Origin of the sequence: Mesorhizobium amorphae (assembly GCF_014843845.1) — a bacterium.
In the GTDB taxonomy this organism is placed as follows: domain Bacteria; phylum Pseudomonadota; class Alphaproteobacteria; order Rhizobiales; family Rhizobiaceae; genus Mesorhizobium; species Mesorhizobium amorphae_A.
Genome location: NZ_JHQS01000017.1, coordinates 165,158 through 180,546, shown reverse-complemented (window position 1 = coordinate 180,546; position 15,389 = coordinate 165,158). Strand labels below are relative to the sequence as shown.

Here is a 15,389-nt window from a genome sequence, read left to right as displayed (position 1 = left end):
CGCGCCTTTCGTTCAGCCGTTGCTGCCGCCCGTGAGATGAATACAATAAGCGAAAAATCGTCCTCGCAGGCTTATGTCGGCAGGAGCCGCGGATACGCAGCTGGAGAAAATGGATGGCCAAACCGCGAATCTTCCTGGGCTCGTCGGGAAAGCAGAAGAAACTGCTCGACGCACTGACACGCGGTCTTGAAGAGATCGCGCAAGTCGAGCCCTGGACGACCTCCTTCAGCCCCGGGACGACCACGCTGGGGCGTCTCATCGAGCTTACCCGCGAGGTCGACTTCGCCGCGTTTGTGTTCGCCCAGGACGACTGGACGAGCGCGAGCCAGCCGGAATCGTCCGCTTCGGTATCGGCTCAGGCTTCTCCCCGAGACAATGTGGTTTTCGAAGCCGGGCTTTTCGGCGGTGTCCTCGGGATGCGCCGCACGTTTATCCTCCATGCGAACGGCGCCAAGCTTCCCAGCGATCTGCTCGGTCTGACCTCGGTACGGTACGGCGAGGCAGCTACCGCGGCGGAGATGAGAGCGATCAATCAAAAGCTGCGGAGCGCAATCGAAAATGAGGGCAACATCGCCCGCATAGAGGGTCTTTGGTGGCAGTTTTCCCTGTCGGAGCGCACCGCGAAGGAGCCGTCCGCCGTGAGCCTGCTGCGCGTCGCGCGAAACCGCGACGGTGCGCTCGAGCTGACGGGTCGCTCATGGCAGGAGAATGGCAGCCTGTCGGCCAGGTACTGGAGCGAAGCGTTGAAGGAGAAGAAGGAGCCCTCCGGCATCTTCTACTATTGGAACGGAGAACGGCCCCTGGATGCGAACGCGCCGCAGTTGCACGGGACAGGCGAGATCCGGCTGGAGACCGCCGATCGCGCGTCGGGCTATTTCATAACGCGCGCGGACACGCAGCCGGAACTCAACGCGCGCACCTCCGGCGTCTATTTGCGCGCCGATGCCGAGGACTTGGCGATCCTGGACGGGCGCGACAATCAGCGGCGGGTGGAGTTGATCGCAGAGCAGCTAAGCCATTGGCAATCGATCAAGAACGGCTAGCGTCGCGCAGCTCCTGGCCTACCAAGATCCCCATCGGCGGCGCCAATCCCGACTTGAACTTGGCAGACGTTGACTTCACATTCGCCGCCGATCGGGAGGAGTGCCGCATGTCGATGCGTTTCGCAGGACGGTTTGCCGGACGATCGGCCGTGATCACCGGCGGCGCCTCAGGCATCGGCCTGGCGGTGGCGCGAAGGATCGTGGCCGAAGGCGGGCGTGTCTCGGTCTGGGACCGCGATCCGGCCCAGATCGAGCAGGCCAAGGCTGCGATCCCGGGCCTGGACGGGACGATCCTCGACGTCGCCGATGCCGAAGCGGTCGGGCGTACCGCGCAAGAGACGATCAAGGCCCTCGGCGCCGTCGACATCCTGGTCACAAGTGCCGCCATCACCGGTCCGAACATGACGGCCTGGGACTATTCGGTGGAGGACTGGCGCCGGGTCATCGACATCAATCTCAACGGCGTCTTCTACTGCAACAGGGCGCTGGTGCCGCATATGCTCGAGCGCGGCTATGGCAGGATCGTCAACATCGCCTCGATCGCTGGCAAGGAGGGCAATCCCAATGCCTCGGCCTACAGCACCTCCAAGGCGGGAGTGATCGGGCTGACCAAGTCGCTGGGCAAGGAGTTGGCCAGGACCAAGGTGACGGTGAATTGCGTCACGCCGGCAGCGGTGCGCACGGCGATCTTCAACCAGATGAGCCCACAGCATATCGACTTCATGCTGTCGAAGATCCCGATGGCGCGATTCGGCGAAGTCGAGGAGGTGGCGGCGCTGATCACATGGATCGCTTCCGAGGAATGCTCCTTCACCACCGGTGGTGTTTTCGACGTTTCCGGCGGCCGCGCCACCTATTGAGGCGAACAAAGCCGGGTGTGGGTTGCATGCCCGCATTTTCCCGTGGCTATATCGCAGCCTGTTTACCGAAGCGGCGATTATGACGCGCCGTCACTTGTTTTTGCGCGATTCCGGACGGAAAACCGTGCACACTTTTCCTGGAATTGCTCCAGCGCCTGCAAGGCGTTGTGCCGGAGTTGGAAGCCCTTGCAGCATCATCCCCACACTCGCTTCGGACGACCGGCTCGGGCGGCTCCGCAAGCCGCATCGGCATCCGTATCCGGAAAGGCGCGTCGAACCCTGGTGGTTTGCATCGATCCGGCCTTTCCGCCGACATCGGGCGCCGATCTCAGGAACTTCGGCAACGCCATGGCGGCAGCCGAACTCGGTCCGGTCTGCCTTGTCTCGGTCAGACCGCTGGCCGGTCCGCCGCAACCGCTCCCAGCCAACATTCGCGTCGCAGCCCTGACTGCCGAGGGAGAACCACGCACGCGGGCGCTCGGATTGTGTAGGGCCAAGACCGAGACCCGGATCCCGCGTCCGGCGCTGGCCCGGCTCGAGGCGCTGGTTCGCGAATTTCGCCCAGACACGATCGTGGTCGAGGGCATTCCGCTGTTCAGGCTGCTCAGGCCTTTGCGGCCGCTGGCCGGGCAGCTCATCCTCGACATGCACAATGTCGAGTCGGACCTCGCTGGGCAGCTGCGGTCAGCCCAAGGCTCCGGCGCACCTGACGTCAGGCGCCTCGAAAGAAAGGCGGCCGCGATCGTCGACAGGATCTGGGTCTGTTCGCGCCTCGACCGCGAGAAATTCAAGTCGCTCGTCTCGAGCACAGTGCCGGTCGATATCATTGCGAACGGTATCCCACGGGCCGAGGACATGCCCACCGCGCTGCCGACTGCCGCTTCAGACGGTTTCCCGCTCATCCTGCTCGTCGGCCACCTCGGATACGAACCGAACATTGATGCCGCCCAGCGGCTGGCCCGCAACATCCTGCCCCGCATCCGGCAGGCGCTGCCGACGGCAAGACTCACTCTTGCCGGCCGCTCGCCCGCGCCGTCCGTACAAGCCCTGGCAAGGCTGGACGGTGTGGTGCTGGTCGAGGACCCCGACGATGTCAGGCCGCTGCTGTCGGCAGCGCATCTCAGCATCATTCCGCTATCGATGGGCGGCGGCACACGCATCAAGATCCTCGAAGCGATGGCGTGGGGCGTGCCCGTCATCGCGACGCCGCTGGCGGCCGAAGGGCTGGATCTGGTCGAAAACGAAGAGGTGCTGCTGGCGGCTTCGGATGAAGAGCTGGCGGAGATGGCGATCGCGCTTTGCGCGGATCCCGTCCGCATGGCCAGGCAGCGCGCCTACGCGCATGAAACCGTCTGGTCGCGGTTCGGGCCGCAGGCCATCCGCGACGCCGTCCATAGCGGTCTCGGACTGGCCGATGAAGATGCGTGACGCGCTTAGAACGGTCATCGTTTCACGGAAACGCAGAACCGCTCTATCCCTTTGTTTTGACGCAATTCCGGACGGAAAACCGTTTCACACTTTTCCTGGAATTGCTCCGGCCGCGCCCAGTCAGCGATCGATGAGCCGTCGATGATCCCGCCGATCCTGCACCAGACATGGAAGACCGACGCGGTCCCTGCCCGGTTCCAGGCCTATGTCGAGAGTTGGAAGCGGCATCATCCCGACTGGACGATGATGTTCTGGAACGACCGGATGCTGCTCGAGTTCGTCGCCGAGCACTATCCGGATTTCCTGCCGACCTTTTGCAGCTACTCGCACGGCGTGCTGCGCGCCGATGCCGGGCGCTATCTGCTGCTCTATCATTTCGGCGGCGTCTATGCCGATATCGACTGCGAATGCGTGGCGGCTTTCGATCCCGTGATGGGCGAAGACCGGATCGTGCTTTGCAAGGAGCCGGACACGCACACGCTGGTGCAGGCGGACTTTCGCGGGCTGCCCTACCTTTTGTTCAACGGAACGATGGCCAGCCCGCCCCGGCATCCATTCTGGCTCGAGATCCTGTCGATGCTGCCCGGACTGACCCATGCCAGGGATGCGCTCGATGCGACTGGGCCTTGCCTGCTCACCTCGGCGCAGCTTGGCCATGGCGACCAGACGGCGTTCGCCATCCATCCGTCGGCCCTGTTCACGCCCCTCGACTCGTCGGGGCGCGAAGACGGCAGCGCAGGACCAACGCTGTCGATCCATCACTGGGCCGGCACGTGGTGGACACCCGAACCTGCGCCGGGATTGACGAAGAGGATTCGCACCCTCGCCCACCGGTCGTGGTACCAGCTGACGCGCGGCGCTCATCTGGACGAGACGACAGCCAAGCGCGGCGTCAGCCAGGCGGCCCTTTCGGCGCCGCCACCGACTGGCCCAAACATAGCCGTCCTGGTGCCGCTTCGCGACGCTGCCGACCATATCCAGCCCTTCCTCGATGCCTTGCAGCAGCTCGACTACCCGAAGGACAGGATCAAGCTCGTCTTCTGCGAGGGCGACAGCTTGGACGGAAGCTGGGAACGGCTGCAGGCCACGGTGGCGCCGCTGGCCGGGGCGTATCGCGGCATCGTGCTGCTGCAAAAACAACTCGGCAGCGCCAGCCTTGACCGCGCCAAGAGAGCGATGCCGCGGCTGCAGCGCAGCCGGCGCGGCAACATCGCCAAGGTCCGCAATCACTTGATCGATCAGGGGCTGGACGCCGACGATGACTGGGCGCTGTGGATCGACATCGACGTCTGGCGATTCCCGCCCAGCATTGTGAGCCGGCTTATCGGAGCCGGGCATCGCATCGCGGTGCCCAATTGCGTGAAGATCGCCGGCGGCGACAGTTTCGACCACAACAGCTTCGTCACAACCCGCCATTCGAAGGACTATCGCTACTACCGCGCCATCCGCAACGGCATTTACCAGCCTGCCACCGGTGCACCGGGTCGGCTGCTTCTCAGCGACGTCCGGCATCTCGAGAAGATCGGCCTTGACGGCGTCGGCGGAACCATGCTGCTGGTCGATGCCGCGCTGCATCGCGGCGGTCTTCGTTTTCCCGAGCTTCCATACCGGGACCTGATCGAAACCGAAGGCTTTGGCGCCCTTGCCAACGATCTGGGCATCAGGCCGGTCGGCCTTCCTAAACTCGAGATCCTGCATGTGCCGTGGTGAGCGAGGGGATGCCGTCTCCGCCCGACTCCTTGTTTTGCGCAATTCCGGACGGAAAACCACTACGCACTTTTGCTCTTGCATCAGTCGTGCAACTGCCGCGAGATCGGCGGGCCGACCGAAAAGTCGGCGAAGGTGACCTCAAAGCCTTCGCGCTGCGGCGAGCAGCACATCATGCCGATATCGACCGACTTCGAGGGCGGGAAATAAGCTATTCGCACCGGCTTCCAGTGGCCATCTGAAGCGTCCAGATACTGGACACGGATGGCTTCGGCGTGGCGGGTCAGGCGGATCCTGACGCCATCAGAGTTGGCCGGGATGCTGACCAGCGACCAATCGGACGTGTCGTTGGTGACGACGACGGAGAAATAGGCCAAACCGTCGGTGTATTCGATGCCGGCCTTGATCCAGTGCGTTTCGCTGAGCCGGACCATCAGTCCGGCCTGGTCGTAGAGCACCTGATAGTCGCCCTTGACCGTGACCTCGGCGCTGAAATCGCCCGCAACCGGGCGATACAGGAAATGGCCGTTGTCGCGCCGGAAGCCGTAGAAGGTTTCGCGCCAGAAGTCGGTCTCCTTGCCGGTGCGCACCTGCACGGCATTGTCGCCGAATTCATGATGCGGCGGCGGGTTGAGCCAGGTCAGGTCCGCATTGCCGGATGTCATTGGCTCGCCCATTGATTAGCCAGCAAAAGTATAGGCAGTCTTCACCGTGGTGTAGAACTCCATGGCGTAGCGACCCTGTTCGCGCGGGCCGTAGCTCGACCCCTTGCGGCCGCCGAAGGGAACGTGGAAGTCGACGCCCGCCGTCGGCAGGTTGACCATCACCATGCCGGCCTCGGAATTGCGCTTGAAATGCGTGGCATGCTTGAGGCTCGACGTGCAGATGCCCGAGGTCAGGCCGAACGGCGTGTCGTTGGCCACGGCAAGCGCCTCGTCATAATCCTTGACGCGGATAACGTTGGCGACCGGTCCAAAAATCTCCTCGCGCGAGATGCGCATGGCATTGGTGGCGCCGGTAAACAGCGCCGGCGTCAGATAGAAGCCGGGCGTTGCGGCATCGAGCCGCTCGCCGCCGAAGGCAAGCTCGGCGCCTTCCTCGCGGCCGATGGCTATGTAATCCTCGTCCTGCTTCAGCTGGGTCGCGTCGACGACCGGGCCGATCTGCGTCCTGGCATCCAGCGCGTCGCCGACGACCAGCTTTTCCATGCGCTCCTTGAGTGCCGCAACGAAACGGTCGTGAATGCCGTCGGTGACGACCAGGCGGGAAGAGGCCGTGCAGCGCTGGCCGGTGGAGAAATAGGCGCCGTTGATGGCGCAATCGACGGCGACGGCCAGGTCGGCATCATCGAGCACGACGAGCGGGTTCTTGCCGCCCATTTCGAGCTGGAACTTGCGCATGTGTTCGACGCTGGCCGCAGCGACGCGTTTTCCCGTGCCAACGGAGCCGGTGAAGGTGATTGCGTTGACGTCGGGGCTGTCGAGCATGGCCTGGCCGACCACCGAGCCCTTGCCCATGACCAGATTGAGCACGCCCTTCGGCAGGCCGGCGCGATGCAGGATATCGACGATGGTCCAGGCGCTCTCGGGAACCAGTTCGGCCGGCTTGAAGACGATGGTGTTGCCGTAGGCGAGCGCCGGCGCAATCTTCCAGGCCGGAATGGCGATCGGGAAATTCCACGGCGTGATGATGCCGACGACGCCGACCGCTTCGCGCGTGATCTCGACGCCGACGCCCGGCCGCACGCTGGGCACCAGCTCGCCCGACAGGCGCAGCGTTTCCCCGGCGAAGAAATCGAAAAGCTGGGCGGCGCGTATCGTTTCGCCGATGCCCTCGGCCAGCGTCTTGCCTTCCTCGCGCGCCAGGTTGCGGCCGATCTCGTCCTTGCGGGCCATGATCTCGTCGGACGCCTTCTTCAGCACCGCATGGCGGGCCAGTGGCGCCGAACGCGACCAGGCCGGAAATGCGGCTTTCGCCGCGGCAATCGCCTGTTTGGCCTGTTCCGGACCGGCGGAAGCGTATTCACCGACCACATCGCCGGTATTCGAGGGGTTGATGTTGCGGGAGCCGGCCTCGCCCAGCCACTCGCCGTCGATGAGGTTTTTGCGGAACAGGGTCATGGTCTTTCCTTGTAGTGGTTCGCTGGTGGCGCCGTCTGCCGGGCTATCTACCACCCAGTCATCCATCGCCCAAGCCATTTATCAGACAAATAGCGACAGCGTGAGGGCGTTTCAAATCGGACCCTCGATAGCTCATGACGCGCGCAGGGGAAAGCCCGCGCGTGTCGCCCTGGAGATCGGAACGAAATCAGTGTGCCCGGTCTCAGACCGCGAACGACCAGAACAGGCAGGCCAGCGTCGCCGCGGCAAAGACGACGAAGAACAGGCTTCTCAGCAGGACGTTGCGGCGAAGCTCGTTCATCGTGAGATGGGCGGCGACGATGGCCGCGACAAACAGGAACCGCCAGTTGACGAGAGCCCACAGCACGCCGCCCTGGCCGAAGGCCCATCGGGCGACGAGGCAGCCGACAATGGTCGCAAACAGCGCGATCGTCGCCCAGAACAGGGCATCGGCGGCGTTGGTCAAAACGATGCTGGCGGCGCGGATGGGGAGGATCATCATCAAGAGCGCGCTGAAGAAATAGACGGCGGCCAAAGGCAGGAACGAACCGGCATCGGCAATGCCGTCGAGGCGCTTCACGCCGATCGCGCCATAGGGATAGCCGTGTCTGGCCACCGCAAGGCTTAGCGCCATGAGCAGAGCAGTGAGCACCGCGACCAGTGCGAATGTGGTGAGGGCCTTGCTCATGCCGTTCCTTGTTCAAGAGCCCGATCTGGGCGAATCAACAAGGACGATTTTAGCGCACGGTTTTGAAATTGGCCGCAGGCTTCAGGTCACGCGACCGCGCCAATTGTCCCGATAGCCGGCAAGCCCGGCGAAATGCGAGGCGCGCACCGGTTCCGGCGCTTCCATGGCAAAGTCGCGGCCGACGCTTTCGAAGGCGAGCGCTGCGGCACCCGTGGCGCTGCCTTCGAGCGTCGCGCCTTGCAGGAAGGCCTGGCCGGGACGCAGTTGTGCCAGCACGCTGGCGAGCAGGCCGCCAGTGTTCAGCCCGCCATCGACGATGACGGTGTTTTGCGAATGGATCAGGTCGAGACAGAAATCGACCATCAGCGCCACATAGAGCAGCGCCACGGCCGCGCGCTGTTCGGCATTTGGCGTGCCACCGACGATTTCACCGAGACGGTCGGGCATCGGCCCGCCCGGCGCGAAGCTTGGCAGCGCCATCATGCCGGCGTCGATCGCCTGCTGTATCGCGGATGGCGCGATCGCGCCTTGCCAGCCGCCGCTGATGGTTGCGAATTCGCGCCCGCCCATGAAACGGATTGTCGGCACCGGGCCGCTATCGACGTCGACATTGACCAGCATGTCGCGATCGCGGTCGAGCACCTCGAGCGGGCAGTCCGGATTGAGCACGACGACCCAGGTGCCGGTCGACACGACGGTGAGCGGCCCGAGCTGCTGCCGTCGATAGGCATGGAGCGCGGCATTCGAGTCATGGACACCATTGTGGATGGCGATCGGCCGCGCGGCTTCGCCGAACCGCTGCTCGCCGATAACGGTACCGGCGCGCGCGAAGGCCGGCATCTGGCCGCGCCAGCCTTCGGCATCGACCAGCGAGGAGAAGTCGCGCTGGCGCGGCGCCCACAGATGCGAGTGGCAGCCGAGATAGGAAACTTCCGAGACCGCCCGGCCGCCAAAGCGCCAGCTCCAATATTGCGGATAGCCGAGGATCGATGTCGCGGCCGTGAAGGCGCGCGGCTCGACCGCCTTCAGCCACAGCATATGGCGGCCGTAGTTGAAGCCGAGCGGCAGGCGCGGCGAGAAGGTCTCGGCGAAATCCGGGATGCCGCGGTCGATCCGGGCGGCGATGTCGGCCGGCGGCTCCTGCTCGTAGTCGAGGATCGGATGCGTCAGCGCCGTCTGATCGACCAAAGCGAAGGTGCAGCCATGGCCCGACACCATCAGCCCCTCGACACGGTGGTGGTCGACAGCGTCGGCAAGCGCACGAACCGCCCAGTCATGCAACGCCGCCTCATCGAGCACGCTGAAACCGCCCTTGCGCGCCCAGGCCGGCTTGGTCCTGCGCTCGTCGAGAATTCGCCCATCCTGATCGAAGACGAACAGCTTGGAATTGGTCTTGCCGAAGTCGAGCACCGCCACCTTCACTGGATGGCTCCCGGGGCGATCCGCACCATCACGCCGGCGTCCTCCAGCATACGTGCATCCGCGTCGGAGATGCCGTCATCGGTCACCAGCGTGCCGATGCGCGACAGCGGCAACGCCACGTTGCGGGCGTGGATCGACAGTTTGCGGCTGTCGGCCAGCACCACGATCTGGTCGGCGCAGGGGCTGAGGTCGACGATGGAGCGCACCAGCAGCGGATGCGATTCCAGCACGCCTTCCTGGCAGAGGCCTTGCGCGCCGATGAAGAATTTGGAGGCATAGAAGGGCACGGCCTGGGTGAGCGAATGGATGATGCCGGGCTCGCGGTGCAGGTCGCCGCCGGCAATCGTCAGGCTGCAATGACCATGGTCGCTGAGATAGGCCGCCAAAGGCATCGAGTTGGTGTAGAGGCGGATGTTGCGGTCGGCGAGCCTGACGCCGAGATGGAAGCAGGTCGAGCCGCCATGGACGATGACCGCGTCGCCATCGCTCACCATGGTCGCAGCAAGGGCTGCGATCCGCCGCTTGGCCTCGACCGCGAGATCCCGGTTCTCATCGTAAGGCCTGGCGTAGGCGACGCTGGCCTGCGCAGCCCCATCGAGCGCCGAGATGCCGCCATAGACCTTCCGCGCCTCGCCGGCTTCAGCGATCTTGTCTATGTCGCGCCTGACCGTCGCGGCCGAAACGCCAAGCCGCTCCTGCAACTCGCGCACCGAGGCGAACGGGCGATCCCTCAGCAGTTCGACAATCTGTCGCTGGCGGCCGGAGTCGCTCAATTTTTTGCTCCTGGGATGCCATTCAGGCACAACATTTGGTCTAACTTACTCAAAACAGGTCGGATTTCAAAGCCGATTTGACGATTGTAGATCACAGTTGACGTAGATCACTCGCATCTGCGATATCAACTCCGGTCCCGGCGACGGGATTTGGGCGAAACCGGCCGAGGCGCTGGAGAAAGCTCAACGCAGTCGGCAGCCAACAGAGGACGGATGACATGGCGCCACTTGCCATAGGCATCGACATCGGCACCTCCGGTGCGCGTGCCGTCGCCATGCGTCCGGATTTTTCCATTGCCGCGCAGTCCACCGTTGCCCTCGGACGATTTGGCGCGAACGGCCGCGACCCTGCCGTGTGGTGGGAAGCGGTCGCGTCAGCGCTGGCGGAACTGCTGGCGGGGATCGATCGCGCGGCGGTGCGCTCGATCGCCGTCGACGGCACGTCGGGCACGCTGCTGCCGGTCGACAGTGCCGGGCGGCCATTGGCCGAACCGCTGATGTACAACGACAAGGTTTCGGACGACGCCATCCTCGCCGCGGTCGCTCGCGAGGCCCCGGAGACGAGCGCCGCGCACGGGGCCACATCGGGCCTCGCCAAGGCGCTGTGGTTTCAGCGCCTGCCCGGCGTCGTTCGAATGCTGCACCAGGCCGACTGGATGGCCGGACAGTTTTCCGGCCGCTTCGTCGTCAGCGACGAGAACAACAGCCTGAAGACCGGCTACGACCCCGAAGCCCGCCGCTGGCCGGACTGGATCGCTGCCACCGGCATGCGCATGGATCTGCTGCCTGATGTCGTTGCGCCAGGCAGCGTGACTGGCAGGCTCACGCCAAGCGCCGCCGGCCTGTTCGGTCTGTCGCCTGACGTGGCCGTGGTCGCCGGGACGACGGATGGCTGCGCCTCGTTTCTGGCGACGGGCGCCACAGAAGCCGGCGACGGCGTCACCGCGCTCGGATCGTCGCTGACCATCAAGATCCTGTCCGACCGGCCGATCTCGGCGCCGCGCTACGGCATTTACAGCCACCGGCTGGGTGACGCCTGGCTGGCCGGCGGCGCCTCGAATTCCGGCGGCAAGGTTCTGGCTAAGCATTTTTCGCTCGCGCGCATCATTGAACTGAGTGCAGCGATCGATCCGGCGACGGGGACCGGCCTCGACTATTATCCGCTCGGCACGGCCGGCGAACGTTTTCCGATCGCCGATCCGGCGTTGCCGCCGCGCCTCGAACCGCGGCCTCAGTCCGAAGCCGACTATCTGAAGGCGATGCTGGAAGGTATCGCGGCAATCGAGGCGCTCGGCTATCAAAGGCTTGCCGAGCTCGGCGCGCCCAGGTTGACCTCGATCCGGAGTGTCGGCGGTGGTGCCGCCAATGCCGCCTGGACGGCAATCCGCCAGCGCAAACTCGGGGTCGATTTCCTGCCGGCGCTTTCCGACGAGGCCGCCGCCGGCACGGCGCGGCTGGCGCTGATGGGCGCAAGCGAAGCGGGGCTGCTGTGAGCGCGAAACAGGCAAAACACCTCGACGGGGTCGGAGCGCTGGCCGAGCGTTACCAAGTGTTCCTGCTCGACCAGTTCGGCGTGCTGCATGATGGCCAGCAGCCCTATTCGGGCGCTGTGGAAGCGCTGTCGGGCCTGAAGCGCACCGGCAAATCCGTGGTCCTGATCTCGAATTCCGGCAAGCGGGCGGAACCCAACGAGCGGCGCCTGCTGAAGCTCGGCTTCGAAGCAGGAAGCTGGGATCATTTTGTTTCTTCCGGCGAGGTAGCGTGGCGCGCCTTCCACGGCATGGCAGCATCGGGAGAGTTGCGGCCCGGCACGAAATGCCTGCTGATCAGCCGCGATAGCGACCGCTCGGCAATCGACGGCCTGCCCCTGACCCTGACCGACAGCGGCGACGATGCCGAGCTGGTGCTGATCTCGGCCAGCGAAGGCGATCGTTACGATCTCGACCACTATCGAAAGCTGCTCGGCCCGGCGGCGGCGCGACAGGTGCCGTGCTTCTGCACCAATCCCGACAGGATCATGCTGACGGCGGTCGGACCGCGCTTCGGCGCCGGTGAGCTTGCCGATCTTTACGAGGGCCTCGGCGGCAGCGTCACCCGAATCGGCAAGCCCTACCCCGCGATCTACGATGCGGCGCTGGCGCTCGCCGGCAATCCGGACCGAGCCAGCGTGGTCTGCGTCGGCGACAGCGTCGAGCACGACATCGCCGGCGGCGCCGGCGTGAGCGTCGCCACCGCGCTGGTGCTGTCGGGCATACTGGCTGATGTCGCCTACCTGGCCGGGGTTTTCGACCGGGAGGGCGCGTATCCGGACTACACGCTGGACGCGTTCCGCTGGCGCTGAACTAGCCGATGCGATTGCCGCTCGCCGGATCGAAGAGATGCAGCGCAGCCGGTTCGGCGGACAGCCGCACCTTGTCACCGGGCCTGACATTGCTGCGCCCCATGACGAACACGCAGACCTGCTGTCCCGCGAACTTGACGTAGAACTGTGTCGACAGGCCGAGCGGCTCGACCACTTCGACCTCGGCCTTGAGCGGCCCATTTTCGGAGAGCTGGATGTGTTCCGGCCTGAGCCCGACGGTCAGCGCATCGCCATCCTTCAACGGCAGGCCATCGGGCAGTCTCAACTTCTGGCCGTCAGCCAGTACGGCGTCGACCTTGCCACCCTTGCTGACCTTTGCCGGCAAAAAATTCATGCCGGGCGAGCCAATGAAGCCGGCGACGAATGTGTTGATCGGCCGGTCGTAGAGTTCCAAGGGATGACCGACCTGCTGAACAAAACCGTCATGCATGACGACGATGCGGTCGGCCATGGTCATCGCCTCGATCTGGTCGTGGGTGACATAGACCGATGTGGTCTTGAGCTGCTGGTGCAGCGCCTTGATCTCGGCGCGCATATGGACGCGCAGTTTGGCGTCGAGATTGCTGAGCGGCTCGTCGAAGAGAAACACCTTGGGGTCGCGCACAATGGCGCGGCCCATGGCGACGCGCTGGCGCTGGCCACCGGACAGCTGGCGCGGCAGGCGGCCGAGGAAACTGTCGAGGCCAAGCCGCTTGGCGGCCGCACCCACCCTGGTGTCGATCGTCGTCTTTTCGGCCTTCTTCAAGAGCAGGCTGAAGCCCATGTTCGACGACACGTCCATATGCGGGTAGAGCGCGTAGGATTGGAACACCATGGCGATGTCGCGGTCCTTTGGTGCGACGTCGTTGACCAGCCGCTCGCCGATGCGGATCTCGCCGCCCGAAACCTCCTCCAGCCCGGCGATCATGCGCAGCAAGGTCGACTTGCCGCAGCCGGACGGGCCGACCAGCACGACGAACTCGCCGTCGGCGATTTCGAGATCGACGCCGTGCAGGATGCGCAGCGAGCCGTAGTCCTTCTCGACATGTTGCAGCGTGACGGAAGCCATCGATTATCCTTTGACCGCGCCGGCGGTGAGGCCGGTGACGAGATAGCGTTGCAGGAAGGCGAAGAAGATACAGACCGGGATCAGCGCCAGGATGGACGCCGCCATCATCTGCCCCCAGTCGACGGCGAATTTGCCAATGTAGGTGAGCAGGCCGACGGCGAAGGTCTTCTGGTCGTCGCTGGAAATCAGCATCAGGGCGAACAGAAGCTCGCTCCAGGCGGCGGTGAAGACGAAGCCGAGCGTCGCGCCCATGCCGGGCAGCGTCAGCGGCACGATCACCTTGCGCATGGCCTGAGCGCGCGTGCAGCCGTCGATCATCGCCGCTTCCTCGAGGTCCTTGGGGATGCCGTCGAAGAAGGACTGCATCAGGAAGGTGGCGAAGGCGGTGTTGAAGGCGGTGTAGATGATGATCAGCCCGACCAGGCTGTTGGTGAGGCCGAGCTCTCCCATGACGCGATAGATCGGCGGAATGACCATGACCAGCGGGAAGGTCTGGGTGAGCAGGAGCAGGATCGCCAGCGTCGCCTTGCCGCGGAAGGTGAAGCGCGACATGGCATAGCCAGCAAGCGTGGCGATGACGGTGACGAAGGCTGCCGTCGACACCGAGACGATGACGCTGTTCATGAAATAGCGTGGGAAATCGGAGGCTTCGAGAACGGTGACGAAATTCCGGAACGTCGTCTGCGACGGCCACAGGGTGATGCCTTCGGAATAGAGCAGGCGTTCCGGCGTTACCGAGATCTTCAGCGTCCAGAAGATCGGGAACAGCGCGAAGATCATGTAAGCCGCGATGGTGCCGTAGAGGCCGATGCCGCCGACGATGCGCGATGAGGTGGAGCGTCCGGCGATCATCAGACGTGCCTCACCAGCATGCGACGGATGGCGATCAGCGCCACCGCATAGGCGATCAGCAGCACCAGAAGCAGAACCGCCACCGCCGAGGCGTAGCCCTTGTCCAGCGACTTGAAGGCGCTGACATAGATGTAGACCGGCACCGTGCTGGTCGAACCCGCCGGTCCGCCTTCGGTCATGACGAAGATCAAGTCGGCGAAGGTGGCGATCCAGATCGTGCGCAGCATGACGGTGATGACAATGGTGGGCGCCAGGAAAGGCAGTGTCACCTTGGTGAAGCGTTGCCAGGGCGAGGCGCCATCGATCGCCGCCGCCTCATGCAGTTCCGACGGGATCGACTTCAGCGCCGCCAGCAGCGTGATGGCGAAGAACGGGATGCCGAACCAGATGTTGGCGATGATCGGCCCCCACATGGAGGTAGCCGGATCGGACAGGATGTTGGTCGGCTCTGCCTTCAGCCCCAGCGCAAAGAGCCAGTGCGGCAAGGGCCCGATGATCGGGTTGAACAGCCAGGCCCAGGTCAGGCCCGACAGGAAGGACGGCACCGCCCACGGCAGGAACACCACCGCCTGCACCAATTTGCGGCCGATGAACGGCTTGTCGAGCAGCAGCGCCAGGCCGAGGCCGAGGAAGAACTGGAAGAACAGACTGGCGACCGTCCACCACAGCGTGTTGACCAGCGCCTGCCCCAGCACCTGGTCGGACAGCATCGTTTCGTACTGGCCGAGGCCGACATATTCCGACCTGAAGGCGGAGAATTTGCGGAACGAGTAGCTGATGCCGATGATCAGCGGCACCAGCAGCACGACGACCAGCAGAACGATAGCCGGCGAAAGATAGAGCCAAGGCTCTATGGCGGCTTTGCTCAGCCGCTTCTTGCGCGGCCGGCCGGCGGATCGGATTTCGGACACTGCGTAGGTCATACGGTGCTCGCGGTGGAGGTGGTGTCGACGTGGCAACAGCTTCCTTCTCCCGTTCACGGGGAGAAGATGCCGGCAGGCAGATGAGGGGCGGCGCGAACTCACGAAAGTACGGCGCTGCCCCTCATCCGGCCCTTCGGGCCACCTTCTCCCCGTGAACGGGGAG

Annotated in this window: 14 protein-coding genes; 6 read left to right on the top strand and 8 right to left on the bottom strand. The window is 64.5% G+C overall.

The window, feature by feature from the left end:
• The first annotated feature begins 113 nt into the window (after positions 1-113).
• The 4 genes from DH08_RS11160 to DH08_RS11145 all read left to right on the top strand — a co-directional run bounded on the left by DH08_RS11160 (position 114) and on the right by DH08_RS11145 (position 5,041).
• Entirely contained in the window at positions 114-1,043 is a 930-nt protein-coding gene (locus DH08_RS11160; RefSeq protein ID WP_192179358.1) for a TIR domain-containing protein, read from the top strand.
• 107 nt (positions 1,044-1,150) lie between these two features.
• Positions 1,151-1,903 (top strand): SDR family NAD(P)-dependent oxidoreductase, encoded by a 753-nt coding sequence (locus DH08_RS11155; protein ID WP_192179357.1) that lies wholly within the window; start codon positions 1,151-1,153, stop codon positions 1,901-1,903.
• 282 nt (positions 1,904-2,185) lie between these two features.
• Positions 2,186-3,331: a glycosyltransferase gene (locus DH08_RS11150; protein WP_192179356.1), complete on the top strand. Its 1,146-nt coding sequence runs from the start codon at positions 2,186-2,188 to the stop codon at positions 3,329-3,331.
• 141 nt (positions 3,332-3,472) lie between these two features.
• Complete coding sequence (locus DH08_RS11145) at positions 3,473-5,041, top strand: glycosyltransferase (RefSeq protein ID WP_192179355.1); 1,569 nt, start codon at positions 3,473-3,475, stop codon at positions 5,039-5,041.
• 80 nt (positions 5,042-5,121) lie between these two features.
• Here DH08_RS11145 and DH08_RS11140 read toward each other — a convergent pair whose 3' ends face one another.
• The 5 genes from DH08_RS11140 to DH08_RS11120 all read right to left on the bottom strand — a co-directional run bounded on the left by DH08_RS11140 (position 5,122) and on the right by DH08_RS11120 (position 10,041).
• The gene (locus DH08_RS11140; RefSeq protein ID WP_192179354.1) at positions 5,122-5,703 is read right to left on the bottom strand and encodes a DUF1349 domain-containing protein; all 582 of its coding nucleotides are present in this window, start codon (positions 5,701-5,703) and stop codon (positions 5,122-5,124) included.
• Positions 5,704-5,718: 15 nt separating this feature from the next.
• The gene (locus tag DH08_RS11135; protein ID WP_192179353.1) at positions 5,719-7,158 is read right to left on the bottom strand and encodes an aldehyde dehydrogenase family protein; all 1,440 of its coding nucleotides are present in this window, start codon (positions 7,156-7,158) and stop codon (positions 5,719-5,721) included.
• Positions 7,159-7,360: 202 nt separating this feature from the next.
• Positions 7,361-7,846 carry a hypothetical protein gene (locus DH08_RS11130; protein WP_192179352.1) on the bottom strand — a complete coding sequence of 162 codons (486 nt, stop codon included), beginning with the start codon at positions 7,844-7,846 and terminating at the stop codon, positions 7,361-7,363.
• A gap of 81 nt (positions 7,847-7,927) precedes the next feature.
• The gene (locus DH08_RS11125) at positions 7,928-9,268 is read right to left on the bottom strand and encodes an FGGY-family carbohydrate kinase (protein WP_192179351.1); all 1,341 of its coding nucleotides are present in this window, start codon (positions 9,266-9,268) and stop codon (positions 7,928-7,930) included.
• Positions 9,265-10,041: a DeoR/GlpR family DNA-binding transcription regulator gene (locus tag DH08_RS11120; RefSeq protein ID WP_192179350.1), complete on the bottom strand. Its 777-nt coding sequence runs from the start codon at positions 10,039-10,041 to the stop codon at positions 9,265-9,267. Before DH08_RS11120 ends, DH08_RS11125 begins: the two co-directional genes overlap by 4 nt.
• Positions 10,042-10,259: 218 nt before the next feature.
• On the opposite strand from DH08_RS11120, the gene DH08_RS11115 reads away from it, so the two are divergent.
• Both DH08_RS11115 and DH08_RS11110 read left to right on the top strand, forming a co-directional pair.
• Positions 10,260-11,534 (top strand): FGGY-family carbohydrate kinase, encoded by a 1,275-nt coding sequence (locus DH08_RS11115; RefSeq protein WP_192179349.1) that lies wholly within the window; start codon positions 10,260-10,262, stop codon positions 11,532-11,534.
• Positions 11,531-12,382 carry a TIGR01459 family HAD-type hydrolase gene (locus DH08_RS11110; protein WP_192179348.1) on the top strand — a complete coding sequence of 284 codons (852 nt, stop codon included), beginning with the start codon at positions 11,531-11,533 and terminating at the stop codon, positions 12,380-12,382. The genes DH08_RS11115 and DH08_RS11110 overlap by 4 nt, the downstream gene beginning before the upstream one ends.
• Position 12,383: 1 nt before the next feature.
• On the opposite strand, the gene DH08_RS11105 is transcribed toward DH08_RS11110, so the two are convergent.
• From DH08_RS11105 to DH08_RS11095, 3 genes are read right to left on the bottom strand one after another with little or no spacing between them, the layout of a single operon-like run.
• The gene (locus tag DH08_RS11105; RefSeq protein WP_192179347.1) at positions 12,384-13,451 is read right to left on the bottom strand and encodes an ABC transporter ATP-binding protein; all 1,068 of its coding nucleotides are present in this window, start codon (positions 13,449-13,451) and stop codon (positions 12,384-12,386) included.
• Positions 13,452-13,454: 3 nt separating this feature from the next.
• Complete coding sequence (locus tag DH08_RS11100) at positions 13,455-14,303, bottom strand: carbohydrate ABC transporter permease (RefSeq protein ID WP_192179346.1); 849 nt, start codon at positions 14,301-14,303, stop codon at positions 13,455-13,457.
• Entirely contained in the window at positions 14,303-15,226 is a 924-nt protein-coding gene (locus DH08_RS11095) for a carbohydrate ABC transporter permease (RefSeq protein ID WP_192179345.1), read from the bottom strand. The genes DH08_RS11100 and DH08_RS11095 overlap by 1 nt, the downstream gene beginning before the upstream one ends.
• Positions 15,227-15,389 lie beyond the last annotated feature (163 nt).

Excerpts from the sequence above, each read along its gene's own strand:
- DH08_RS11160 (WP_192179358.1), top strand. The coding sequence starts at position 114 with ATGGCCAAACCGCGAATCTTCCTGGGCTCGTCGGGAAAGCAGAAGAAA.
- DH08_RS11155 (WP_192179357.1), top strand. The coding sequence starts at position 1,151 with ATGTCGATGCGTTTCGCAGGACGGTTTGCCGGACGATCGGCCGTGATC.
- DH08_RS11145 (WP_192179355.1), top strand. The coding sequence starts at position 3,473 with ATGATCCCGCCGATCCTGCACCAGACATGGAAGACCGACGCGGTCCCT.
- DH08_RS11140 (WP_192179354.1), bottom strand. The coding sequence starts at position 5,703 with ATGACATCCGGCAATGCGGACCTGACCTGGCTCAACCCGCCGCCGCAT.
- DH08_RS11135 (WP_192179353.1), bottom strand. The coding sequence starts at position 7,158 with ATGACCCTGTTCCGCAAAAACCTCATCGACGGCGAGTGGCTGGGCGAG.
- DH08_RS11130 (WP_192179352.1), bottom strand. The coding sequence starts at position 7,846 with ATGAGCAAGGCCCTCACCACATTCGCACTGGTCGCGGTGCTCACTGCT.
- DH08_RS11115 (WP_192179349.1), top strand. The coding sequence starts at position 10,260 with ATGGCGCCACTTGCCATAGGCATCGACATCGGCACCTCCGGTGCGCGT.
- DH08_RS11105 (WP_192179347.1), bottom strand. The coding sequence starts at position 13,451 with ATGGCTTCCGTCACGCTGCAACATGTCGAGAAGGACTACGGCTCGCTG.
- DH08_RS11100 (WP_192179346.1), bottom strand. The coding sequence starts at position 14,303 with ATGATCGCCGGACGCTCCACCTCATCGCGCATCGTCGGCGGCATCGGC.
- DH08_RS11095 (WP_192179345.1), bottom strand. The coding sequence starts at position 15,226 with ATGACCTACGCAGTGTCCGAAATCCGATCCGCCGGCCGGCCGCGCAAG.